This window comes from Nibrella saemangeumensis (assembly GCF_039541915.1).
Taxonomy (GTDB): domain Bacteria; phylum Bacteroidota; class Bacteroidia; order Cytophagales; family Spirosomataceae; genus Nibrella; species Nibrella saemangeumensis.
The window spans coordinates 138,077-159,361 of record NZ_BAABHD010000024.1; the positions used below are offsets into that span (position 1 = coordinate 138,077).

The 21,285-nt window shown below is 52.2% G+C and carries 25 protein-coding genes; 11 read left to right on the forward strand and 14 right to left on the reverse strand.

Annotated elements, in window-relative coordinates:
• Positions 1-19 precede the first annotated feature (19 nt).
• Together ABD949_RS10560 and ABD949_RS10565 are read left to right on the forward strand one after the other, a co-directional pair.
• Entirely contained in the window at positions 20-514 is a 495-nt protein-coding gene (locus ABD949_RS10560) for a TlpA disulfide reductase family protein (RefSeq protein WP_345243253.1), read from the forward strand.
• 6 nt (positions 515-520) lie between these two features.
• The gene (locus tag ABD949_RS10565; RefSeq protein WP_345243255.1) at positions 521-1,174 is read left to right on the forward strand and encodes a thioredoxin family protein; all 654 of its coding nucleotides are present in this window, start codon (positions 521-523) and stop codon (positions 1,172-1,174) included.
• Between the two features lie 298 nt (positions 1,175-1,472).
• On the opposite strand, the gene ABD949_RS10570 is transcribed toward ABD949_RS10565, so the two are convergent.
• Positions 1,473-2,132 (reverse strand): TetR/AcrR family transcriptional regulator, encoded by a 660-nt coding sequence (locus ABD949_RS10570; protein WP_345243257.1) that lies wholly within the window; start codon positions 2,130-2,132, stop codon positions 1,473-1,475.
• Positions 2,133-2,195: 63 nt separating this feature from the next.
• Between ABD949_RS10570 and ABD949_RS10575 the strand changes: the two genes are divergently transcribed.
• Positions 2,196-2,783 carry a cupin domain-containing protein gene (locus ABD949_RS10575; RefSeq protein ID WP_345243259.1) on the forward strand — a complete coding sequence of 196 codons (588 nt, stop codon included), beginning with the start codon at positions 2,196-2,198 and terminating at the stop codon, positions 2,781-2,783.
• A gap of 175 nt (positions 2,784-2,958) precedes the next feature.
• Here the strand turns inward: ABD949_RS10575 and ABD949_RS10580 are convergent, their stop codons facing one another.
• The 3 genes from ABD949_RS10580 to ABD949_RS10590 all read right to left on the reverse strand — a co-directional run bounded on the left by ABD949_RS10580 (position 2,959) and on the right by ABD949_RS10590 (position 6,726).
• A complete protein-coding gene (locus ABD949_RS10580; protein ID WP_345243260.1) occupies positions 2,959-5,223 on the reverse strand; it encodes a xanthine dehydrogenase family protein molybdopterin-binding subunit in 2,265 nt (754 codons plus the stop codon).
• Between the two features lie 51 nt (positions 5,224-5,274).
• Positions 5,275-5,730: a (2Fe-2S)-binding protein gene (locus ABD949_RS10585; RefSeq protein WP_345243262.1), complete on the reverse strand. Its 456-nt coding sequence runs from the start codon at positions 5,728-5,730 to the stop codon at positions 5,275-5,277.
• An 87-nt stretch (positions 5,731-5,817) separates the two neighbouring features.
• Positions 5,818-6,726: a helix-turn-helix domain-containing protein gene (locus ABD949_RS10590; protein WP_345243264.1), complete on the reverse strand. Its 909-nt coding sequence runs from the start codon at positions 6,724-6,726 to the stop codon at positions 5,818-5,820.
• 414 nt (positions 6,727-7,140) lie between these two features.
• On the opposite strand from ABD949_RS10590, the gene ABD949_RS10595 reads away from it, so the two are divergent.
• Positions 7,141-7,674 (forward strand): hypothetical protein, encoded by a 534-nt coding sequence (locus ABD949_RS10595; RefSeq protein WP_345243266.1) that lies wholly within the window; start codon positions 7,141-7,143, stop codon positions 7,672-7,674.
• 4 nt (positions 7,675-7,678) lie between these two features.
• The gene (locus ABD949_RS10600; RefSeq protein ID WP_345243268.1) at positions 7,679-8,614 is read left to right on the forward strand and encodes an alpha/beta hydrolase; all 936 of its coding nucleotides are present in this window, start codon (positions 7,679-7,681) and stop codon (positions 8,612-8,614) included.
• A 12-nt stretch (positions 8,615-8,626) separates the two neighbouring features.
• Here the strand turns inward: ABD949_RS10600 and ABD949_RS10605 are convergent, their stop codons facing one another.
• Together ABD949_RS10605 and ABD949_RS10610 are read right to left on the reverse strand one after the other, a co-directional pair.
• Positions 8,627-9,115: a cupin domain-containing protein gene (locus ABD949_RS10605; protein ID WP_345243270.1), complete on the reverse strand. Its 489-nt coding sequence runs from the start codon at positions 9,113-9,115 to the stop codon at positions 8,627-8,629.
• 47 nt (positions 9,116-9,162) lie between these two features.
• On the reverse strand, positions 9,163-9,891 hold the full coding sequence (locus ABD949_RS10610) for a carboxymuconolactone decarboxylase family protein (RefSeq protein WP_345243271.1): 729 nt from the start codon (positions 9,889-9,891) through the stop codon (positions 9,163-9,165).
• A gap of 255 nt (positions 9,892-10,146) precedes the next feature.
• On the opposite strand from ABD949_RS10610, the gene ABD949_RS10615 reads away from it, so the two are divergent.
• The 6 genes from ABD949_RS10615 to ABD949_RS10640 all read left to right on the forward strand — a co-directional run bounded on the left by ABD949_RS10615 (position 10,147) and on the right by ABD949_RS10640 (position 15,113).
• Positions 10,147-11,148 carry an aldo/keto reductase gene (locus tag ABD949_RS10615; RefSeq protein WP_345243273.1) on the forward strand — a complete coding sequence of 334 codons (1,002 nt, stop codon included), beginning with the start codon at positions 10,147-10,149 and terminating at the stop codon, positions 11,146-11,148.
• Positions 11,149-11,200: 52 nt separating this feature from the next.
• On the forward strand, positions 11,201-11,719 hold the full coding sequence (locus ABD949_RS10620; protein WP_345243275.1) for a nuclear transport factor 2 family protein: 519 nt from the start codon (positions 11,201-11,203) through the stop codon (positions 11,717-11,719).
• Between the two features lie 69 nt (positions 11,720-11,788).
• Positions 11,789-12,271 (forward strand): nuclear transport factor 2 family protein, encoded by a 483-nt coding sequence (locus tag ABD949_RS10625; protein ID WP_345243277.1) that lies wholly within the window; start codon positions 11,789-11,791, stop codon positions 12,269-12,271.
• A 17-nt stretch (positions 12,272-12,288) separates the two neighbouring features.
• A complete protein-coding gene (locus ABD949_RS10630; protein WP_345243279.1) occupies positions 12,289-12,750 on the forward strand; it encodes a flavodoxin family protein in 462 nt (153 codons plus the stop codon).
• 261 nt (positions 12,751-13,011) lie between these two features.
• On the forward strand, positions 13,012-13,392 hold the full coding sequence (locus tag ABD949_RS10635; protein WP_345243282.1) for a putative quinol monooxygenase: 381 nt from the start codon (positions 13,012-13,014) through the stop codon (positions 13,390-13,392).
• Between the two features lie 59 nt (positions 13,393-13,451).
• Positions 13,452-15,113 carry a carboxylesterase/lipase family protein gene (locus ABD949_RS10640; protein WP_345243284.1) on the forward strand — a complete coding sequence of 554 codons (1,662 nt, stop codon included), beginning with the start codon at positions 13,452-13,454 and terminating at the stop codon, positions 15,111-15,113.
• Between the two features lie 222 nt (positions 15,114-15,335).
• Here ABD949_RS10640 and ABD949_RS10645 read toward each other — a convergent pair whose 3' ends face one another.
• The 8 genes from ABD949_RS10645 to ABD949_RS10680 form a co-directional block, all read right to left on the reverse strand.
• Positions 15,336-15,911: a Crp/Fnr family transcriptional regulator gene (locus tag ABD949_RS10645; protein WP_345243286.1), complete on the reverse strand. Its 576-nt coding sequence runs from the start codon at positions 15,909-15,911 to the stop codon at positions 15,336-15,338.
• Between the two features lie 66 nt (positions 15,912-15,977).
• On the reverse strand, positions 15,978-16,946 hold the full coding sequence (locus ABD949_RS10650) for a zinc-binding alcohol dehydrogenase family protein (RefSeq protein ID WP_345243288.1): 969 nt from the start codon (positions 16,944-16,946) through the stop codon (positions 15,978-15,980).
• A gap of 16 nt (positions 16,947-16,962) precedes the next feature.
• Entirely contained in the window at positions 16,963-17,712 is a 750-nt protein-coding gene (locus ABD949_RS10655; protein WP_345243290.1) for a LamG domain-containing protein, read from the reverse strand.
• Positions 17,713-17,814: 102 nt separating this feature from the next.
• Positions 17,815-18,411, reverse strand: a complete 597-nt coding sequence (locus ABD949_RS10660; protein WP_345243292.1) for a Crp/Fnr family transcriptional regulator — start codon at positions 18,409-18,411, stop codon at positions 17,815-17,817.
• A gap of 107 nt (positions 18,412-18,518) precedes the next feature.
• Positions 18,519-19,016, reverse strand: a complete 498-nt coding sequence (locus ABD949_RS10665) for a cupin domain-containing protein (RefSeq protein WP_345243294.1) — start codon at positions 19,014-19,016, stop codon at positions 18,519-18,521.
• Positions 19,017-19,028: 12 nt separating this feature from the next.
• On the reverse strand, positions 19,029-19,607 hold the full coding sequence (locus ABD949_RS10670) for a sugar O-acetyltransferase (protein ID WP_345243296.1): 579 nt from the start codon (positions 19,605-19,607) through the stop codon (positions 19,029-19,031).
• On the reverse strand, positions 19,604-20,032 hold the full coding sequence (locus tag ABD949_RS10675) for a (R)-mandelonitrile lyase (protein ID WP_345243298.1): 429 nt from the start codon (positions 20,030-20,032) through the stop codon (positions 19,604-19,606). The genes ABD949_RS10670 and ABD949_RS10675 overlap by 4 nt, the downstream gene beginning before the upstream one ends.
• A 69-nt stretch (positions 20,033-20,101) precedes the next feature.
• Complete coding sequence (locus tag ABD949_RS10680) at positions 20,102-21,199, reverse strand: NAD(P)-dependent alcohol dehydrogenase (RefSeq protein WP_345243300.1); 1,098 nt, start codon at positions 21,197-21,199, stop codon at positions 20,102-20,104.
• Between the last annotated feature and the right edge of the window lie 86 nt (positions 21,200-21,285).

Genomic DNA, 21,285 nt, shown 5'->3' on the forward strand with positions numbered 1-21,285 from the left:
CTATCCACACACCATCACCATGCGATTCAAAACGGTCTTTCAAAGCTTACTCTTAGTTAGTTTAGCCGGTGCATTGCCCGTGCAGGCGCAGTCGGTGCCCGTCATCAGTTTTGAGCAGCTAAGCCGGCAGATCAACCGGTCGAACGACACGCTGTACGTGGTAAATTTCTGGGCGACCTGGTGTGGTCCCTGCGTGCAGGAGTTACCGCAGTTTGAAACCCTGCATAAAACCTACGCCACCAAACCGGTACGGGTGCTGCTGGTAAGCATGGACAACAAAGCCACCCTGACATCAAAAGTGGTACCGTTTGTTCGGGCCCGGAAACTGCAGACCCCGGTTGTGCTGCTGAACGAACCAGACCTGAACACCTGGGTGGACAGGTTGGTACCGGAATGGTCGGGGGCGTTGCCGATGACCCTGGTGCTGAACCGCAAACGTAAAGTCCGGCGGTTTATCGGGAAGGCCCTGAAAGACGGAGAACTTCAATCCATAATCAACCAATACAAACTGTAATCGCTTATGAAAAAGTTTAAACTATTGGCGTTGGGCAGCCTATTGGCGTCTGCCGTTCTGCTCTCGGTAGCCCTCATGAATACCAGGATGGCCGACCGCGATTATGCGGTCGCGGGTGGGTACAAGGTAGGCGATGTGGTGCAGGATTTTAAACTGAAGAATGTGGACGGCACAACCGTTTCGCTCAGCGATAACCAGCAGGCGAAGGGATACATCATTGTGTTTACCTGCAATACCTGCCCGGTGGCCAAGGCCTACGAAAGCCGGATCATGAAACTGGATGAGCAGTTTGCCGCCAAGGGCTATCCCGTGGTTGCTATTCAGCCCAATGACGTGCAACGCTCACCGGGCGATTCGTTCGAGGCCATGAAGCAGCGTTCCCAGAGCCGGAAGTATTCGTTTCCGTACCTGTACGACGAAAGCCAAAGCGTAACGCAGGCCTTTGGGGCCAGCAACACTCCGCATGTGTTTGTGGTTAAGCGCGAAGGCAGTCAGTTCCGGGTAGCCTACATTGGGGCCATTGATAACAATCAGTACGATGCAGCCGCAGCGGAGAAGAAATACGTGGAGAGTGCCGTGAACGAACTCCTGGCGGGTAAGCCTGTCACCACGCCTTCCGCCCGCGCCATCGGCTGTGGTATCAAATGGAAAAACGCGTAGAGCATACGAACCAATGCAACCATGAGTCATCCCGAATTTTTGGGTAAACAGCCCCGGAGGGGTGCCATATCGGTAGAACGGACATGACATGCGTCTGACAACATCAAAGCCCCAGCGGGGCGTAACACACCCGGTTACGCCCCGCTGGGGCTTTAGCTTTAGGCTATGGTTAGCTACCGATGTTTTGCCCCTCCGGAGCTGTTCTCAGGCTCGGTAACATCAGCATCGAAATGGCCGTTTAGGGCCTCATAAAATTCGGGATGACTCATGTTTGCTGTCTGCGCAGCAGCCGATTGAGCTAGCCCTGCTTACCTGCACCCTCCTGATGTGAGAGAACCTTCGACTGCAAATCGGAAAGGAATTCCTGCATCTCTTTTTTGGCTTTTGAGGAGCAGTAGGGCCGCAGCAGGTTAGTAACCAGCGTTAAGTAGTGATCTATCTGCTCTTCAGTGCTCATCTCACGAAATGATACGGCAGCTTCCGATATCCAGAACCGGCTGATCAGCGAAAGGGCGGATACCAGAAAGCTGAGTTCGCCTTCCTCCTGAATCGTTAAATAGCCCGACGCTCTGAGTATCTCCAGATTGGCCCGCATGGTGGCGTTCCGAACGTTCTGCGTTTGCTGATAGGCGGCTGCCATGTATTTGTTCTGCGCCATCAGGTGAACCACACTCAGCAGCAGACACCGAAAGGTCACATGATTCTGAAACACCTGGTGCATCATCTCCAGAAAAGACCTCATTGTCAGCCTGTCCCGCTCGACTATGACGGCGGCATTACTGCGGCTGAGCTCCTGCGCTATCGCGTACACCAGGTCATCTTTGGTGGGAAAATAGTAGGTGATGTTACTGACCCGCATACCCAACACGGCAGCCAGTTCCCGCAGTCCAACATACTCAATGCCCCGTTCATTGAACATTTCTAACGCTTTAACCACGATTTTTTCCTTTGTACCCATCTTTTGGTTTGGACATTGTCCAAATGCAGCTAGTTTTGTCTTAAACTTAGAACAATAAACAACATGAACTATCCACTTCCACACACAATCGAAAACGGCAACGGGGAAACGCTTACCTTTCTACGCCTTATTGAAGAACCCGACGGCGACCGCCTTGTTGGCGAAAATTTTGTAGCACCAACCATCGGCCCACCGATGCACGTGCATTGGCTTCAGGACGAAGGCTTTACCGTACTTAACGGCCGGATTGGCTACCAGACTCTAGGACAGCCCGAGCGGTTTGCCGGACCGGGCGAGAGCATCGTCTTTAAACGGGGCGTACCGCACCGGTTCTGGAATGCCGGCACAGAAACCCTCCACTGCAGTTCCTGGATTAAGCCGACCAACACCATTGTCTTTTTCCTGACGAGCATCTTTGAGGCCCAGAAAAAGTCGGGCAAGCCCCAGCCGGAGATCTTTGATGCGGCCTACCTGCTCACCCGGTATGCCAGTGAGTACGATATGCTGGAGATTCCCCGCTTTGTGCGTAAAGTAATTATGCCCCTGACGTATCAGCTTGGACGGCTGCTGGGCAAGTACAAACACTTTGAAGGAGCGCCCGAGCCCATAAAGCCACACCAGGTCCTTGAAGCGCAGATGCTTAACGCCTGATTTAACAACCTGCGCAACACAACAGATACGTCTGGACAGGTCAAACTCCTTACTGATAGCTCCTGCCGCACTATAGTTATCTCCACTAAAAAACACGGCGGCTACCAAGTAGCCGCCGTGCCTGTTACTAACATACGGAGAACACCCAACACTTGAGGGTACCCTAAACGTTGCCTTACGATTTAATCAACTGGTCCGCAAACGGCTGCTTGTAAAAGCGTTTGCCGGTTGACTTATAGAGCGCATTGGCTACCGCGCCAAACACCGGCGGAAAAGGCGGTTCGCCCAGACCGGTTGGATCAATGTCGTTTTCTACAAAGTAAACCTCAATTTTCTGGGGCGCTTCGTTATTCCGGATCATGCGGTAATTGTGGAAGTTGGTTTGCTCGGCAGCCCCGTTTTTGTGCGTCAGGGCCCCGTAGAACGCGTTACCGATACCATCGACCACCGCGCCCTCGACCATATTCTTTGCCGCATCGGGATTCACCACGATACCGCAATCGATGGCACTGAATACCCGCTCCACATACGGCTGCCCGTTGCGGGTGACCATATCCACCACGTGGGCGGCATAGGAGTTATGGCAGAAATAAGCGGCCACCCCCCGGCTGTATTTCTCACTTCCGGGCGTCGCCACGCCAGGCTTGTTCCAGTTCGACTTGTCGCGTACCAGCGTAAGGACACTCGCGTACCGGTCGGGATCATACTCGTTGTTTTTGCCCACCGGATTTTCCTTGGCCCGTTTCAGCAGGTCCAGCCGCAGTTCAATGGGGTCTTTACCCATCGCTTCGGCCACTTCATCCAGAAACGATTGTTCGGCGGCTGCGTTGAAGTTGGAGCGCGGAGCCCGGAATGCACCAATGGTAATATTGGACGGAATCTGCCAGCCTTCGGCCAGGTAGTTATCCACGGCGCCGGCCGGGAACCGGTTGGCATGAATCGGATGCTCGGGTATACCGCCCCCTTTCACGTGGAAGGCAATCAGGTTCTTATTAGCATCCAAAGCCGCCCGGTACGTGGCCGTGTACATGGGACGATAGATGCCGTACGTCATGTCATCTTCGCGGGTGTAGATGAGCTTGATGGGCGCTTTGGCTTTCTGGGAAATCAGAGCCGCTTCGTAGAGGTATTGGCCGTACGCCCGGCGACCAAAGCCGCCACCCATGCGGGTCATCTGAATGTCTATCTTGTCGGCCGGCAGGTTTAAGATTCTGGACAGTGTCGGTTCTACCCAGCCCGGTGCCTGCACCGGACCGACCAACAGCGCTTTCTCCGCTGTAACATGGGCGAAGAAGTTCATCGGCTCCATGCAGTTATGGGCCAGAAACGGGGCCGTGTAGGTGCGCTCGATAACCTGAGCTGCGTTTTTGAACGCCGTTTCGGGGTCGCCGTCTTTCCGTAATTGCTGCGCCGGCTTCTTGGCCCACTCCTGCATTTTTTCGAGTTGGGCGCTGGTACTTTCAAGCGCTCCCGGCACCACAACCTCCCGTTTACCGTCCCGACCGGCCATAATATCTTTGGTATCACCGGCAGGCTCCCACTGAGCAATCAGCTTTTTGCGGGCATTCATGACCTCCCAGGTCGTTTTGCCTACTACGACCAGCAGATCGTTGAACGTACGGGTATCAAAACCGGCCTGCTCGAAACCGTCTTCGTACAGTTTCAGGCTGAAAACCTCTTTGATGCCCGGCATTTTGAGGGTTTGCGATGCATCGAACGATTTCAGCTTCATGCCGAAGGCGGGTGGATGCTGAATCATGGCAATCAACATACCGTCGGCCCGATAATCCAGTCCAAACAACGGCTTGCCGGTTACGACCTTCAACCCCTCGACATTCTTTTTGGAGTTGCGGACAATCGTAAAATCCTTCGGGGCTTTCAGTTTCATGCCTTTCGGCACAGGCAGGGTAGCCGCTTTACTGGCCATTTCACCGTATTTTGCCGATTTTCCGCTTGAATGTTGCAACACACCTGCTTTGGTGGTCACCTCATCGACTGGTACATTCCAGCTTTGGGCGGCTGCCTGGCGCAGCATCTGACGGGCGGCTGCCCCGGCTTCCCGCAGTGGTTTCCAGTACATGCGAATGGAGTTACTCCCACCCGTAAACTGCGGACCTAATTTGGTGTTATCGTGGGGGCCCATTTCAACGACCACGTTTCTCCAGTCGGCATCCAGTTCTTCGGCCACCATCATGGGTAGCGAGGTCATTACGTTCTGACCAAACTCCGGGTTCGGACAGATGAGTTTGATAACGTTATCGGGCGTAATCTGAATGTAGCCGTTGAGTTCGGTCCATTGCGGAGGCAGGTTCAAGGCTTCCAGTTTATCGGCGGCCTTCGCGCTGGATAGCCAGCTAACGCTGAGCATCAGGCCCCCGCCCGACAGCAGAGAAGCCTTTAAGAAGGAACGGCGGTTATATGTATTTTTAGCGTTTGCCATGTTCAGGGTCTATTGATGATTGGAAGGGCAGGTGAGTGAGCATGGAACGGGCTATTTCTGAGCTGCCGCTTTGATGGCTGCTCTAACCCGCGTGTAGGTACCACACCGGCAGATATTGCCGCTCATGAAAGCCTGAATATCCTCGTCGCTGGGGTTCGGATTGGACTTGAGCAACGACACGGCACTCATGATTTGTCCGGCCTGGCAATAGCCGCACTGGGCGACATCGTGTTCGAGCCAGGCTTTCTGCACGGGATGGTCGCCCGTTGCCGATAAGCCTTCAATGGTGGTGATTTCCTGACCGGCGGCTGCCGAAACAGGTAACTGGCAGGAGCGAACAGCGTTGCCATTCAGGTGGACGGTACAGGCTCCACACTGGGCCATGCCGCAGCCATATTTGGTACCCACCAGATCCAGGTGGTCGCGCAGCACCCAAAGCATAGGTGTGGCGGGGTCCACCTCTACCGGCCGGACTTTCCCGTTAATCTTTAGATTGTATTTTGCCATCAGACAGTGGTTTTAGAAGGGTCAGTATGTTACAACGATCGTTTTAAAATTTTCATTCGCTTTAAGCCCCTGAACAGACAAGCTTCATTAATTGTCATGGTAATGGAGGGTCCTGTATTCATTAGGCGATTGGCCTACCCGTTCTTTAAACAGGCGGCTAAAGTGCTGCGGGTATTTAAAGCCCAGTTCAAAGGCAACCTCGTTGATCGTTTTGCCGGGGTCAAAGATCTTTTCTTTGGCTACCTCAATCAGCCGGGACTGGATGTACTCCTGGGCAGACCGGCCGGTTTCTTTTTTCACCAGATCGCCGAAATAGTTGGCCGATAAATTCAACTGATCGGCACACCAGGCCACCGAAGGCAACCCATTCGTTTGGGGTTTCTCCGATTGAAAATAGTCGTTCAGTAAGGCCTCAAACCGTTCGATAATGCCTTTGTGGGCAGTATCGCGGGTAATAAACTGGCGGTCGTAGAAGCGGACGCAATAGTTCAGCAGCAGTTCGATGTTGGAGACGATTAATCGTTTGCTATGCTTGTCGACGGCATGCTCCAGTTCGTAGTCAATCTTCGTAAAACAATCCATGACCATTTTTCTTTCCCGTTCGGATAAGTGAAGGGCTTCATTGGATTGGTAGCCGAAGAAGGAGTAATCCTGAATATGCCGGCCCAGGCCCGTACCATGGATCAGATCCGGATGAAAGACCAAAGCGTAGCCTTTGGGCTGATACGTTTCGCCAGGGCTGTCAACGGTAACTACCTGTCCGGGGCCAATGAACACCAGCGTTCCTTCCTGGTAGTCGTAAGTATGGCGGCCATATCGCAAATCCCCGCATTTCACCTCTTTTAGAAAGACGGTATAAAAACCAAAGTACATGCTGGAAGCCTGCCTTGGGTTTGCCTTCGACAGATCAATGACACTCACCAGCGGGTGCCGGGTCTCCGCATTGTTAAATGCGTTGTAATCACTTATGGTCTCAAACCGACGCAGGCTATCCATATCACTCCTGTTTTAACTATCTCAAAATTACGACTTCATTCCTTTCCCAAGGGTCAACCCAACCCGAATCAGTAAAAGTGGTAGGACAATCCGTAATCTGTATACCATGCCGGCATTGTCCGGCATCATCGTATGCGTCTCACCAAACCTAATTAGGCACCCACACGCAATATGTCTTCCCGTTGACCGCTTACTAAAAACCTTGCGGTATGAGCGGGCTATTGTGCTAACATGGGAAAGTGTTACATTAGAGCCGCCAAAAAGCAGCCTGCCAATGAATGAATTATACCTGTTCATCCTGATACCATACGAATGTTTATAGATCACCTGTTTATACATCACCTCCGCTCCAATTCTTTATCCGGCCCTTTGCCCTATATTCTCCAGTCCCTCCACCAACGAACCGGCTTATTCATGGCCGTGCTCGTCGGTCTGTTCACCAGCACCGCATGGGCTCAGGAAAAATCCGCCCAAGGTGCCGTACTTGATGCTGGTATCCGGCTGCAAAAGTCAATTGGTCTTTACTACGAGAACGGCCTGACTCTGCAATATACTAATCCCAGATTAGCGGGGCAGCGGCTTTACGTTGGCGTCAGTTATGTTACGTCCCGCTTGGGTTCGGCGTTTCGCTCCAATGCCATTAAGCAGGACAACTATCTGGTATCCGGTACCTATATGTTCAGGCCACAGCGGCATATCCGGCCCCTGGTCCGGTTCAATGTTGGGTATTTCAGCGCCGACCTGGGCAGCGATCTTTTTAATAGCCTGCCACACAGCGGCCTGCTGGCATCGCCTGAATTTGGTTTATGCTACAGTCCTCGTTCACCCCTGAAGTTAACGGGTAGTCTGGGCTATAACCTAACGGCGGGAAATGGTATGTCGGGGCCCGGAACCCTCTATCCGGTCTTTGTTCAAACCAGTCTCCTGTGGAATATCTTAAAGAAATAACACGATGAAAGTCTTTACAGCTATATGCTTAATCCTGTGCCTTACCGTGGCCTGTTCCAAAGAACCGGCCATTACCGAGGACATGCTCGACGGTGGTACCTTGTTTGATCCCTCCCTCTATCAGCCGGAAAAATACCTCGTTTCGCGGGCCATACCCACGCCAACTCCCGCTCAGGCTAATACGCCCGTTATTATTGCCTGTCACGGTTATACGGCTACCACGTTCGAGTGGGATGAGTTTCGCACCTGGCTGGGTAACCGAACCGACGTCTATCTCTCCCAGGTACTCCTGGGCGGGCACGGCCGCACGTACGAAGAGTTTAAGAAGTCCACCTGGCGCGACTGGCAGGAAGCCATCACCGCCGAATACGAACGGCTGGAAAAAGCCGGCTATAAAAATATCAGCTTACTGGGCTCTTCCACCAGCGGTCCTTTACTACTGGAGTTGGTATCATCCGGCTATTTTACACGCCATCTTCCTCCCCGCAATTTTATTCTGGTAGACCCCATTGTTATTCCTTCCGACAAAACCTTATCCTTAGTGCCGCTGCTAGGGCCCATGCTGGGTTATATTGATACCAAGCAATCCGCTCAGGAAGACAAGGTATACTATCACTTTCGCCCCCAGGAAACCCTTCAGCAGTTACAAAAACTGCTGACGCTGGTGCGCCGTGACCTGGAAAAAGGCATTTCGTTACCCGCCGGTAGCCGCCTGACAGTGTACAAGGCCAAACAGGACCCAGCGGCTGATCCCATCAGTGCCGTGCTGATTTACAAAGGCGTTAAACTAAGTACCGGTGGTCCGCCTGACGTTCAGCTGATCGACTCAGACCGGCACGTGTTTACCCGTCTGCAATTTGTAGAAGGCGTAACCGAGAAGGATTACAAAACCCAGAAAGATACGTTTGCGGCTATTCTCGCGCAGGCATTAGCCCCGTAAAACGTGTTGAAATCATAAGGTATTATATTCTGTATCGGTTACCGGCTGCAACCAGGTCACGCGTCCTGTTGCAGTGTTGGGTATAATAGCTACCTGCCTAAATTCGACGGTTGGGGAAGCGCCGTGCCAATGCGGTACGTTTGGGGGACATTTCACCGCATCGCCTTTCCGCAGGATCTGGATGGGCTTTCCCTTTTCCTGATAGTAACCAATGCCACCCATCGCCAGCAATACCTGTCCACCGGCATGGCTATGCCAGTGCGAGCGGGCACCCGGCTCGAAGGTTACATAACCCACCGGAATGTTGAAGGCGCTGTCGGGCTCAATCAATTGCTGCACCCAGACAGTCCCGGTAAAGTTAGTGGCCGGTGCCCGCTGTCCTTTCGGAAAAATAAGGTCCGGTTCTGCCATGGGTTTAGCTGGAGTTTGGGCGATAGTGGCCACACAGATCAACATGACCAGTAAGGCAGAAGATGCCCACGCTATTGCTTTATTTTTCATGGAGCTATCGTTCAGCTAGTTACACTGCTTGTTTATGCTTTTTCGACTTAGCGCCTGGATGCGGTAACCTGCGCCAAAATTGCCCGCCCGGCGTCAGCTTCTGCTTTGCCGACGGCCGTCTCAATCAGCGATAGTGCCTGCCTGAGTTGCGGTTCGGTCAGCCCCACGTGGAAACCGATGCCCAGGTGACTTTGCAACATCGGCTCGACACCCCCGAGGCTGGTCAGCACCGAAATGGTGGTCAGTTCCCGGTCGGCGTAGCTGAGCACGTCACGCTCGAAAATATCAGCAAAGAGGTGTTCTTTTAAGAAAACGTCAATCTCCGGACTGAACGCCGAATAGCCTCGCTTAGGGCCGGTTTCCGGCTGTCCGGTCAGTTGTTCGAGGACTTTTTTGCCGCGCTCGTACTTGGGTTGGCTGCTGGTGATCGGCGAGGCTTCCGGGCCCATTTTGTCGGTAATGCCCCTCTTCTTCCGCTCGTCCAGCACCGTCATCAACGTCTGCAACCCACGGATACTTCTGGGAAAGCCGGCGTACGCATACAGGTGGACCAGCACTTCCTTAATTTCGTTGACGGTCAGATCAGCCTCCAGTCCCGCGTTCAGCGCCGGCTGTAGTTTTTGCAGGTCTCCTTTGGCGGTGAGGGCTGAAATGACGACAATACCCTGCTGCCTGGGCGACAGGGTTGTTGGTTGATTCATCTGGTTTTTTTGGGCGTAAAGCTGGTTAAACCCTAAAAACCAGCCAACCAGCATACTAACGAAAGAGATACGCATGAGCTTGAAGGCAATGGATAAGGTGACTGCATTTGTTTTCCTATGCAAAGGTCTACCCAATTAGTTGTCCGTGTGGTATACGAATTACGGATTGTTCTACCACCATTACTGATTGGGGAGAGTTAAATCTGGGTGATCATCCACTAACCTGTAATATTGGTAGAGATGTCCGTAATCTGTATACCCTCTACATCAAAACATACCAGGACCTTTGTGTTCTTAACGTAGACGACTAGTAAAACCTAAGATTTTATCATGGAAAAGAGAACATTGGGTAAAAGCGGCCTGGAGGTATCAGCCCTGGGACTGGGTTGTATGGGCCTGAGCATTGGGTATGGCCCTGCCACCGACAAGGCAGATGCTATCAGACTGATTCGGGCCGCCTTTGAACAGGGTGTCACCTTCTTTGATACTGCCGAAGTTTACGGCCCCTTTACCAACGAAGAACTACTGGGCGAAGCCATAGAGCCGTTCCGTAATCAGGTCGTCATTGCCACCAAGTTTGGCTTCAAACTCGAAAACGGCGTGACAACCGGTGTAGACAGTCGCCCTGCGACCATCCGCGCCGTTGCCGAAGCATCCCTCAAGCGGCTGAGAACGGATGTGATTGACCTGTTCTATCAACACCGCGTCGACCCGAATGTACCCATTGAAGAGGTGGCGGGAGCCGTGAAAGAGTTAATTCAGGAAGGTAAGGTGAAACACTTTGGTTTATCAGAAGCGGGCGTAAAAACCATTCGCCGGGCCCATGCGGTGCTGCCGGTTACGGCCCTGCAAAGTGAATACTCGCTGTGGTGGCGCGAACCTGAAGAAGAGATACTGCCCACCCTGGAGGAATTGGGCATTGGCTTTGTGCCGTTTAGTCCGCTGGGCAAAGGGTTCCTGACCGGCAAAATTGACGAGACGACCACTTTTGACAAGAGTGATTTTCGAAACACGGTTCCCCGCTTCTCGGAAGAGAACCGGAAAGCCAACCAGGCATTAGTTGATCTGCTGGGCCGGATGGCAAACGGGAGGAATGCCTCCGGAATGCCAGCCACGGCTGCGCAAATAGCCCTGGCCTGGCTCCTGGCGCAAAAGCCCTGGATTATTCCCATTCCGGGTACTACAAAATTGCACCGGCTGGAAGAAAACATCGGTTCTGCGGCCATTACACTGAACCCGGATGACCTCAACAAGATTACCGAGGCCCTGTCAACGATTGACGTGCAGGGTGGGCGGTATTCTGAACAGAATCAACGATTAATTGACCGTTAGCCATCACCCTGCAAGGAAAATCAAATACCTCAAACGTTAACTCAGAATAAAAATGAAAGTAATGTTAAACGTATCTCTATTGGGCTTGTGTTTGCTGTTGATGGGTACAGAAGGAACCTTTGCCCAGGCCCCAAAAGCAGGCGCTACTACGAACAGCCCCACCAACGCGGAACAGGAGGTCACCAATCTCTCCAAAGAAAAATGGCAGTGGATGGCCGACAAAAATGTGGATAAGCTGGACGCTTTATTCGATGAGAAATCCATGTTTGTTCACATGGGAGGAAGTTGGGGCAAGGGCCGGGAGTTAGAGGTCATCAAATCCGGAATGATACACTACAAAAAAGCGGAGGTTTATTCCGTTACGGTGAATATGATTGGTAACACCGCCATTCTGTTAAATGACATCGACCTGGTGGCCGTAGTGGGCGGCAATGAAGTGGTTAATCCCTTTATGGTGACGGAAGTATATGTCAACCAAAACGGCAAATGGAAGATGGGCTCACTCTCTTTCTCAAGGCTGGCCAGGCCCGTCAAAGTAAATAACCCGACAACTAACCAGCCGAGGAACTAACGCCAATAGCTGTAGGTGTGAATCAACGTACCTTTTCCCAATCGTTTAACCCCTAACATTAACTGCTCTATGAAAGCATCTATTTTCATCCTGTGTTTCCTGCTGATAGGTATGCATACAGCCTTCGCTCAGGATCCCAAAGCAGGTACGGCTAAGGCCAACCCCACGCAAGCCGAGCAGGAAATCATGAACCTATCCAGGCAAAAGTGGCAGTGGATGGCCGATAAGAATGTGGACAAGCTGGCTCCTCTCTTTCACGATAAATCAAAATTTGTCCATATGAGTGGTACCTGGAAGAAGGCCGAGGAGCTTGAAATCATTAAAACCGGAAGCATCTGGTACAAAAAAGCGGATGTCCACGATGTAGCGGTAGAAATCGTTGACGACGTTGCTGTACTTTGGAACCGCATTACGCTGACAGCTGTGGTTCGGGGCGCTGACGCAGTGACTGAATTTACCGTAACCGAAACCTATAAAAAACAAGGGAACGACTGGAAATTGTTAGCCCTGACCTTTAGCAGTGTACGGGACACCCATACGATCAGGCATTAGTAGCACAAACCGGTATCATGATGCACATCCTCTTGGCCTTTTTGCTTCTGGTTTCAGCCTGCTCCTCATCCCAGAGAGAGGATACAAGAGATATAGAGACTTCTACGGCAGACCCCGGCAAAATTCTGATTGTGTATTTGTCGCGCACCAACAATACGAAGGCGATTGCGGAGATCATTCTTACCCATGTCGGGGGTAAACTGGTAGCGCTTGAACTGGTAACACCCTACCCGGAAAATTACCGCGCCACCGTTGACCAGGTAGCGCGGGAAAACGAAACGGGTGTCCTGCCACCGCTAAAAACCAGGATTGACAGCATTGAAAACTACGATGTGATATTTGTGGGATTCCCTACCTGGAGCATGCAACTGCCTCCACCCATGAAAAGCTTTTTAAAGCAATATAATTTGAGCGGAAAACCATTGTACCTTTTAATACCAATGCGAGCTACGGCATCGGAAGCAGTTTTGAAAGCGTAAAAGCGCTTTGCCCCAACAGCAAAGTACTGGAAGGCTTTTCAATCAAAGGCGGAGTGGAGCGAGACGGTATTTATTTTGTGATGCAGGGCGAAAAAGAAAAGCAGGCCAGGGCAGAGAAATAAAGAAGTGGTTAGAAAAGATCAAGCTGATTAAATAACTTCAAACATATAGCAGCTCATGAATTTACCCCAACATAGCCTGAATAAGCAAATGGCAGTACGCAAATCGCTCATTTCTTTATTAAACCTGGTTTTTATAATAGTGAGTTACCATACCGCTTCGGCGCAGCAAAACGAATTAGTCCAACCCCGCCCAATGGTGCGTATTGCGGAAATTGACATAGAGCCGGATTACCTGGAAGCCTACAAAGCCATTCTGGCAGAAGAAGCGGCTGCCTCTGTAAAACTGGAGCCCGGTGTAATGGCCATCTTTCCGATGTATCAAAAAGAGAATAAAACACAGGTAAGGATTTTGGAGATATACGTTAGCAAAGCCGCTTACGAGCAACACGTAAAAACACCACACTTCCAAAAGTACAAAACCACTACGGCCAAGATGGTAAAGTCATTAAAGTTAGTAGACATGGAAGGGATCGATTGGGCAACCGTACCCCTGATCTTTAAAAAATCGAACGGAAATTAATGATAGACTTTTTTCATCAGCAGGAGCACCGTTTCCTGGTTCCTACACCCTTTTAGCCAATGACTCCCCTAAACCGAAGAGCTTTTTTAGCCCAAGTTTCGCTGACCACTGCAGCGCTTTCCGTACCTCAGTTTGGTTTTTCGTCGGCTGGCCGGCCGCCGGAGTTTACCGAAACGGAGATTATCCACGGCCGTATCCGGGGGACGCGTCAGGACGGGGTGAATATCTTCAAAGGTATTCCGTACGGCGGCAGAATCTCCGGCGACCGTCGATTTCGCCGTCCTGCCCCCCTGGAACCCTGGACGGGGGTAAGGGATACCCTGCAGGTGGGACCGCCGGCGATTCAGGCTCCGCGTCGCAATGAGCCGGCTCCCGCCGAAGACTGCCTGTTTCTGAACGTCTGGACCCCGGCTAATGACAACCGGCAGCGTCCGGTCATGTTCTACAGCCACGGGGGCGGCTTTGTGATTGGGTCAGGAGCATCCGCCAGTCAGGACGGGTCCAACTTAGCCCGCAATTTTGATGTGGTGGTCGTGCAGACCAACCACCGGTTAGGGTTACTAGGCTTCCTGTATCTGGATGAACTCGCCGGCTCAGACTATGCCGGTTCCGGCAACATGGGGATGCTGGATATTGTGGATGGCCTGAAATGGGTACACGACAACATTGCCCGGTTTGGCGGAGACCCGGCCAACGTCATGATTTTCGGGGAGTCGGGCGGGGGTGCCAAGACCTCCTGCCTGTACACGATGCCTTCGGCGGCCCCTTATTTTAACAAAGCCTCCATCGAAAGCGGGCCGGGCGTCCGGATGACACCGAAAGAAGTAGCCGCCGAAACGACGGCCATGCTGCTGAACAAGTTAAACATTGCTCCCAAAGACTGGCGAAAACTGCTGGAGGTACCGGCTGCGGATCTGCTAACTATCCAGGCCAAATTACCGTCGGTCGCTCCCTTCGTGGCGAAAAACAACAAAAAGCCACTCATGGACCGCAGAGCCGGCGGTTTTGCCCCGGTGGTGGATGGGGTTGTGCTGCCTCACCATCCGTTTGATCCGGCGGCCCCGGCCCTATCGCGCAATAAACCGCTGCTGGTCGGCTGGAATGAAGACGAATACACGTTCTTCGCCTGGGAACGCAAAGACACCGAATTTGCCAAACTGGATTTTGAGGGCCTCCAGAAAAGACTCGACCCGCAATATGGGGAAGACACCCCCAAAATCATCGCGGCCTACCGCAACGCAAACCCGAACGCGTCCGCCCCCGAAATTTTTGTCGCCGTTTCATCCATCACCATGATGGGACTGGGTTCGGTCGACATTGCCGAAAAGAAGGTAAAGCAGAACGGGGCACCGGTTTATCTCTATAATTTCGGCTACAAGTCCGAAAAAAAGATTCCCGGCACAGATTACCCTATGGGTACTCCGCACGCCATGGATATTTCGTTCAAGTTCAACAATGAGATTCCGCCCCGCGACGGCTCCGCGCCGAAAGAGAGCTTCTTTGGCGGCAATCGGCCCGAACGGTTTGCGGCCTCGCATAACTTCGCCGAACTCTGGACAACATTTGCGAAGACCGGCAAACCAGCCGCCAGGAATGCCCCCGCCTGGCCAGCCTACAACCTCAAAACCCGGCCCACCATGCGCATCAGTGAACAATGCGAGGTCATCACCAACCGCTTCAGCGAAGAACTGTTAATGTGGCGTTCCATCGGGAGATTATAGAACCAGTAGGCAGTAGGAACAGGTAAAATGAGGTATGCAATTGGTGAATAAGCCGCTCAATCTACACGTTTGGGGGAGTTTTACCAGCAGGGATCGGAATCTGAGCAACCAGTATCAAGGCTACGTTGTCCTGCCTACTCTGCAACCCTAACGGGTACATCAGCGGCAAGCCCCTGCGCCTTGATAAATGACAGAAAAGCCCCTTGACAAATAGCAAGCCATTCAGGGCGTCAGTTGCCGGCGAATCCGGCTGAGGGTTTCGGGCGTAACACCCAAATACGAAGCAACCAGATGGAGGGGCACCCGTTGCAGGGTAGCGGGATGCTGTTCCAGCAGACGGGCGTATTTTTCTTCGGCCGTTAGGCCCAGTGTCCCTTCCACCCGCCGTTGCAGGGCCACGTAGGCGTTCTGGTAGAGAATGCGAGTGTAGGTTTCGTAGGCCGGTACTTCCTCCAGCAGCCGCTGGTGCTGCTCCCGCTCCAGCAGCAGGACTTCGCTGTCTTCCAGGGCTTCGATGTGCAGGGACGAGGGTTCCTGGGTAAAGAAGCTGTAGAGATCGGCGATCCACCAGCCTTCAAACGCAAACTGAATGACCCGGCTGGAACCCTTACTATCCAGTGAGTAGGCGTACAGAGCACCTTTCTCCACAAAAGCCAGCCGGTTGCACACATCACCCTCCTGCAGCAGATACTGCCGTTTTCTGAGCTTTTTGGGCATAAAATAGCGCGTGCATAGCTGTAACGCTTCCGGGCTTACCCCTACTTTTCCGGCAATAGACGTGAATAGTTGCTCGTACATAGCGTGGAAATTAGCCGGTCTTTGGGTAAGAAGCAATCAGATTTCCCTAAACTTATACAGTTCACCTTACGTAACAACCACGATTTTACCGGCTCCAGCGTTGCTTTCCATAAACTGGTGAGCCACCACAATCTGGTCTAACGTAAACACCTGGCTTAAGGCCAGCTTCACCCGACCAGCCTCTACACGCTGGATAAACTCCTCAAAAAACCCGGTCGGGCTGGTGAGTTGGCCACTGTCATAAACCGTGAGCCGAACCGTAGCTGGAATAAACTCCATCGGCGCAAAATCGGCAATCGACCAGGTTTCTGACAACATGCCCGTCATGCAGCCGGTGCCGCTGGGTTTCAGGCACGCTAGCGAGTCTTTGAGCGTTGACGTACCGACCAGTTCCAGTACCTTGTCCACTCCGGCGGGAAAAATAGCCCGGACCTGCTCATTCAAGGCCCCGTTGTCAATTAGGACGTGCCTGGCTCCCTGTTTCTGTAATGCCTGCACTTTCTGCGGATTGCGGGTAGTTGCAATGACCGTCAGCCCGACCTGACTGGCCAGTTGCGTAGCCAGCATCCCCACCGATGAGGTACCCCCGCGAATCAATAACGTTTCGTCGGGTTGAATACCAAGGGCCGGATGTAACGAACCATACACGGTTTGAAACATTTCGGGAATGGCTCCTAGTACCTCCCAGGGCAATTTGCTACTGAACGAACGGAGCATCCTTTTAGGAAGTAGGGTATACTCGGCGTAGCTACCATCGAAGTTCCGGCCCATCCCGCCCATCAGCGCCAATACCTTTTGACCGTTGGCGTATTCACCGGAGGGGTCATATTCTACCTCGCCCACGCACTCGATGCCCAGCACACGCGGGAACCGGACATTGGGCGACAAGCCCTTGCGGGTCATTAGTTCGGACCTATTCAGGCCAAAGGCGCGAACCCGCACCAACACCCATCCATCCGCCGGTGTGAGGATTGGTCTGTCTTCTAGGACGAGGTTTTCTGCACTCCCAGGTTCATAAAGTACCGCTGCTTTCATTGACGCTGGAATTTACTTAAACCTCGTCTTCCTTTTTACCCGCTACAACCTGCTTTGCTTTTAAGGACTTCTTCGTCACTTTCAAGTCTTTGAAGTAGCCAATTGTGCCAATATCCACAAACAAGCCGATGCTTCCTTTTCGGGTCGAACCCAGCATTTTGTCCACAATGAAACTTGAGTATCTGGCCCCATTGATGAACATCTCGGCGGTTTCTCCATTGACTTCAATCCGCATCGTAATCCATTCGTTAATATTGACGGGGGCAGAGCCTTCGTACATACCAGGGGGGTAGTTCTTTCGCAACGTTTCAAACTTGGCGTTTGGATAGGCAAAATACTGCACTGTGTGGTTTCGGAACAGTTGATTGCCGGACCGTCCGACGCGGGGCCGGAGGTAAATCGACTCAAAAGCCGTGTCGCTGTCGTTAATCCGGAAGGCTACCCCAATAAATCCCTGCGCGTTGGCAAACGGCGATGGGTTCTGAATCTGACTGTACATCTTTACCTCGATGGTGCCGTTCTCAAAATCAAGGTCGGTGAGTTTGGCATAGGTCGGTTCGTCGACTGTAGCTTCCAGGCGGTTGACATCGAATGGCAAAGCTTTCAAATCCCGTTCGATTTTCAGGACTTTGGTGCCCTGAAAATCAATAACCAAACCCGTAACGTTCTTTAATTCAAACGTCTGCTTGCCCAGTGTAAGTTTTTGACCGAACGAAGCCCCAGCCCAAAAAGTTAACAACACGAGCCAATAACTTGCCTTTTTCATAGTCGTTCAGGTATTAAATGACCCTACAAAGGTCCGGCGAAATACTGGTGGGTACCTATAAACTATCTTAAGAAATAGGCTTAAACCAGATTAAGGGTAAGGCTACGAGGAAGCGAGATCTTTCCGGATTTTGCTCAGAAATTCGGGTGTAATGCCTAAATAGGAAGCGATTTGGGTATTGGGAAGGCGTACCGCTAAGCCAGGGTATTGTTCCAGAAAGGTCAGGTAGCGTTCCTGAGCCGTGGAGCTGATGGTTTGTAACACCCGGTTCTGGAGTTCAACATAGTTGTTCTCCATAATGACTTTGAAAATCCGGTCGAGCTTGGGAATGTTGAGGTAAAGGAAATACAAATCCTGTTTTTCGATTTGCAGAACCACAGACGGCTCAATCGCTTCGATAAATAACCGGCTGGGGCGGCCGGAATGGAAGCTGCCAATGTCGGCAATCCACCGGGCTTCCGGACGGTCGTTATCGGCCGCAAATTGCAGGTTATGTTCGGTCCCTTTCTGGTCCACCGCAAACAGGCGAAAGCAGCCTTCGACGGTAAACGAATACTGTTTGCAGGGAAAGCCCTCCTGCAAGAGCGTTTGCCGGCGCCGAATGGAGCGTTGGGTTATTCGTGGTGCAAGAAGCTGCTTCTCGCTCTCCTCGAACGGCATATAGCTCTCAAAATGGTCGATTAGGGGCTGAAGGTTCAAATCGGTACTTGTTTGATAGCGTCCGGGCAAATTGCCCCGACGCACCATACATACTACGCCCTTAAATTACCTAAATCAAACGGCATTTTACGGAGTTGGCCACTCCATTAGTTTTCACGACGGTATTCCTGGTCGGTTACCGGCCCTAACCAGGTCACAATGCCCTTTTCTGTTTTCGGAAGGATGTATAGCTGTTGCATACCAGTGTCTGGACTGGCCCCATGCCAGTGTTCTACGTTAGGCGGGCACTTCACCACATCACCCTTCCGGATGGTTTGCCGGGGCTGCCCTTTTATCTGATGATAGCCTACCCCATCGGTAATAATGAGCACTTGACCGGCAGGATGGATATGCCAGTTACTTCGGGCACCGGGTTCGAAATAAACATTGCCGACAACCGTATTATACGTGGTATCGTATGCCACTAACCCGATATTCCAGGCCTTACCGGTAAAGTTTTCCGCGGGGCCTAATGTCCCCTTTGGAAAGATGCTGTTGGTTTGATTGGTAGCGGTATTAGATCTTGATTGAGCGTTGGCGCCCAGCGCTACCATCACCAACGCAAGAGCGATTAGGCTGGCCATTTTTCTTTTATTTACTTTCATGGTTCAATTTGTTTAGAGACTTTTAACAATCTTTGCCGGAACCCCGGCCACCACTGTATTCGGCGGTACGTCCCGGCTTACTACGGCACCAGCTGCTACAATAGCGTTTTCTCCAACCGTAACACCCGGCAAAATGGTGACTCCTGCCCCAATCCAGGCATTCTGTTTAATGACAATGTGTTTAGGCAAAACGGTCTTGCGGTCGCCGGGATCGAGCGGGTGATTTTCGGATGTCAGGTTAACGCAGGGGCCAATCTGCACATCGTCCTCAATGGTGATGCCGCCAATGTCCAGAAAGGAACAGTTGTGGTTGATAAAGACGTTTTTACCCAGACGAATAAACCGGCCAAAATTGGTATAGAAAGGCGGGAATACTGTCGTTGACGCGTCCACCTCCGTCCCAGTAATCTCGCTTAGCCTAGCGCGTACCTGGTCTACGTCGGTGGCGGTGGCATTCATCTGGACGCATAACCGGATGGTCTGGTTAACCACTTCGGCAAACCGGGCGTATTCAGGATCATCCCTGCGCAGGGGCTCCCCAGCGCGCATCCGCTCAAAAATGCCTGCTTTGGTTTGTTGATTCGTCGTCATTTCAGCTTCTGTAATCCTCTACGCTGCTCGTACGCTAAATAGTCAGCCTCACTTACTTTCTCTAGCCAGTCCACTATTTTACCGTCCAGGTTTTCGTGGATGGCAATGTGTGTCATCCCGGTGGTTGCGGTTGCGCCGTGCCAGTGCTTTTCGTTAGGGGCAAACCAAACGACATCACCGGGATGAATTTTCTCCTTCGGCCCACCTTCGCGTTGCACCCAACCGCAGCCAGCCGTAACAAGTAGGGTTTGCCCCAGCGGATGCGTGTGCCAGGCGGTTCTGGCTCCCGGCTCAAACGTGACGCTGGCGGCTGCCCCACGTCTTGCCTCATTCGCCCCAAATAAGGGGTCAATTCGTACGGCTCCCGTGAACCAGTCTTCGGAGCCTTTGGCAGAAGGTTGCGAACCTGCTCTGGTGATTTCCATGCTAATTCAGTTTGGTTCCGAAACAATCATGTTGACCTATATGGCAACGTTTTACAGGGTTGACCTTATTTATTGCTTCAGCGAAGCCATATCGATGACGAAGCGATACTTCACATCGCCTTTCAGCAGTCGCTCATAGGCTTCATTGATTTGCTGGATGTCGATCATCTCGATATCGGCTGGGATGTTATGCCCGGCGCAGAAATCCAGCATCTCCTGGGTTTCGGCAATGCCGCCGATCATGGAACCGGCAAAGCTCTTACGGCCCGGAATAAGGCTGAACGCAGCCACGGGCAGCGGATGTTCCGGGGCGCCTACGAGGGCCAGCGATCCATCGACCCGGAGCAGGGCCAGGTACGCGTTGATGTCATGCTCGGCCGAAACACAATCCAGCACAAAGTGTAGTGTACCTCGGTACGCAGCCATTTGTTCAGCGTCTTTCGATAAGACCACTTCATCAGCACCTAAGCGTTTGGCTTCGTCAAACTTAGATTCCGAGGTGGTAAACGCTACTACCTGAGCACCCATGGCTTTCGCGATTTTGATGCCCATATGCCCCAAACCACCAATACCGACGATACCCACTTTTTGACCCGGACCAACGTTCCAGTGACGCAGGGGTGAATACGTAGTGATACCGGCGCAAAGCAGGGGGGCGGCTGCTGCCGGGTCCAGGTTATCGGGGATGCGTAACACAAAGTGTTCATCCACCACGATGCTTTCTGAATACCCCCCGAAGGTTGGATTGCCCGGCAGGTGCTTGTCCGGTGAATTATACGTGCCGGTCATGCCGGGTTCACAATACTGCTCCAGTCCTTCCTGACAATACTGGCACTCCCGGCAGGAGTCGACCATGCAGCCTACGCCCACCATGTCGCCTACCTTGAATTTGCTGACATGACCGCCTACACGGACGACTTTCCCCACAATCTCGTGACCGGGAACGCACGGGTATAAAGAAGGACCCCATTCGCTTCGTGCGGTATGCAGGTCGGAGTGACAAACCCCGCAGAACAGAATGTCGATTTCCACATCATGTGGTGTGGGTGTCCGGCGGTTGATATGCATTTGGTTTAAAGGTGCGTCTGCTGCCTCTGTGCCGAACGCTTTCACTTCTTTGGTATTGCTGGCTGTTGTGCCTTCTGCTGCTGTTCTTACTGCTTCCATAATCGTTGTTTTCAGGTTGTTTACCGCTGAGGGTACGGGAATTCAATTGGCATGAATTCCCACACCGTTTTCAGAGGATTTTATTC

Excerpts from the sequence above, each read along its gene's own strand:
- ABD949_RS10560 (WP_345243253.1), top strand. The coding sequence starts at position 20 with ATGCGATTCAAAACGGTCTTTCAAAGCTTACTCTTAGTTAGTTTAGCC.
- ABD949_RS10565 (WP_345243255.1), top strand. The coding sequence starts at position 521 with ATGAAAAAGTTTAAACTATTGGCGTTGGGCAGCCTATTGGCGTCTGCC.
- ABD949_RS10570 (WP_345243257.1), bottom strand. The coding sequence starts at position 2,132 with ATGGGTACAAAGGAAAAAATCGTGGTTAAAGCGTTAGAAATGTTCAAT.
- ABD949_RS10575 (WP_345243259.1), top strand. The coding sequence starts at position 2,196 with ATGAACTATCCACTTCCACACACAATCGAAAACGGCAACGGGGAAACG.
- ABD949_RS10580 (WP_345243260.1), bottom strand. The coding sequence starts at position 5,223 with ATGGCAAACGCTAAAAATACATATAACCGCCGTTCCTTCTTAAAGGCT.
- ABD949_RS10585 (WP_345243262.1), bottom strand. The coding sequence starts at position 5,730 with ATGGCAAAATACAATCTAAAGATTAACGGGAAAGTCCGGCCGGTAGAG.
- ABD949_RS10590 (WP_345243264.1), bottom strand. The coding sequence starts at position 6,726 with ATGGATAGCCTGCGTCGGTTTGAGACCATAAGTGATTACAACGCATTT.
- ABD949_RS10595 (WP_345243266.1), top strand. The coding sequence starts at position 7,141 with ATGGCCGTGCTCGTCGGTCTGTTCACCAGCACCGCATGGGCTCAGGAA.
- ABD949_RS10600 (WP_345243268.1), top strand. The coding sequence starts at position 7,679 with ATGAAAGTCTTTACAGCTATATGCTTAATCCTGTGCCTTACCGTGGCC.
- ABD949_RS10605 (WP_345243270.1), bottom strand. The coding sequence starts at position 9,115 with ATGAAAAATAAAGCAATAGCGTGGGCATCTTCTGCCTTACTGGTCATG.
- ABD949_RS10610 (WP_345243271.1), bottom strand. The coding sequence starts at position 9,891 with ATGCGTATCTCTTTCGTTAGTATGCTGGTTGGCTGGTTTTTAGGGTTT.
- ABD949_RS10615 (WP_345243273.1), top strand. The coding sequence starts at position 10,147 with ATGGAAAAGAGAACATTGGGTAAAAGCGGCCTGGAGGTATCAGCCCTG.
- ABD949_RS10620 (WP_345243275.1), top strand. The coding sequence starts at position 11,201 with ATGAAAGTAATGTTAAACGTATCTCTATTGGGCTTGTGTTTGCTGTTG.
- ABD949_RS10625 (WP_345243277.1), top strand. The coding sequence starts at position 11,789 with ATGAAAGCATCTATTTTCATCCTGTGTTTCCTGCTGATAGGTATGCAT.
- ABD949_RS10630 (WP_345243279.1), top strand. The coding sequence starts at position 12,289 with ATGATGCACATCCTCTTGGCCTTTTTGCTTCTGGTTTCAGCCTGCTCC.
- ABD949_RS10640 (WP_345243284.1), top strand. The coding sequence starts at position 13,452 with ATGACTCCCCTAAACCGAAGAGCTTTTTTAGCCCAAGTTTCGCTGACC.
- ABD949_RS10645 (WP_345243286.1), bottom strand. The coding sequence starts at position 15,911 with ATGTACGAGCAACTATTCACGTCTATTGCCGGAAAAGTAGGGGTAAGC.
- ABD949_RS10650 (WP_345243288.1), bottom strand. The coding sequence starts at position 16,946 with ATGAAAGCAGCGGTACTTTATGAACCTGGGAGTGCAGAAAACCTCGTC.
- ABD949_RS10655 (WP_345243290.1), bottom strand. The coding sequence starts at position 17,712 with ATGAAAAAGGCAAGTTATTGGCTCGTGTTGTTAACTTTTTGGGCTGGG.
- ABD949_RS10665 (WP_345243294.1), bottom strand. The coding sequence starts at position 19,016 with ATGAAAGTAAATAAAAGAAAAATGGCCAGCCTAATCGCTCTTGCGTTG.
- ABD949_RS10670 (WP_345243296.1), bottom strand. The coding sequence starts at position 19,607 with ATGACGACGAATCAACAAACCAAAGCAGGCATTTTTGAGCGGATGCGC.
- ABD949_RS10675 (WP_345243298.1), bottom strand. The coding sequence starts at position 20,032 with ATGGAAATCACCAGAGCAGGTTCGCAACCTTCTGCCAAAGGCTCCGAA.
- ABD949_RS10680 (WP_345243300.1), bottom strand. The coding sequence starts at position 21,199 with ATGGAAGCAGTAAGAACAGCAGCAGAAGGCACAACAGCCAGCAATACC.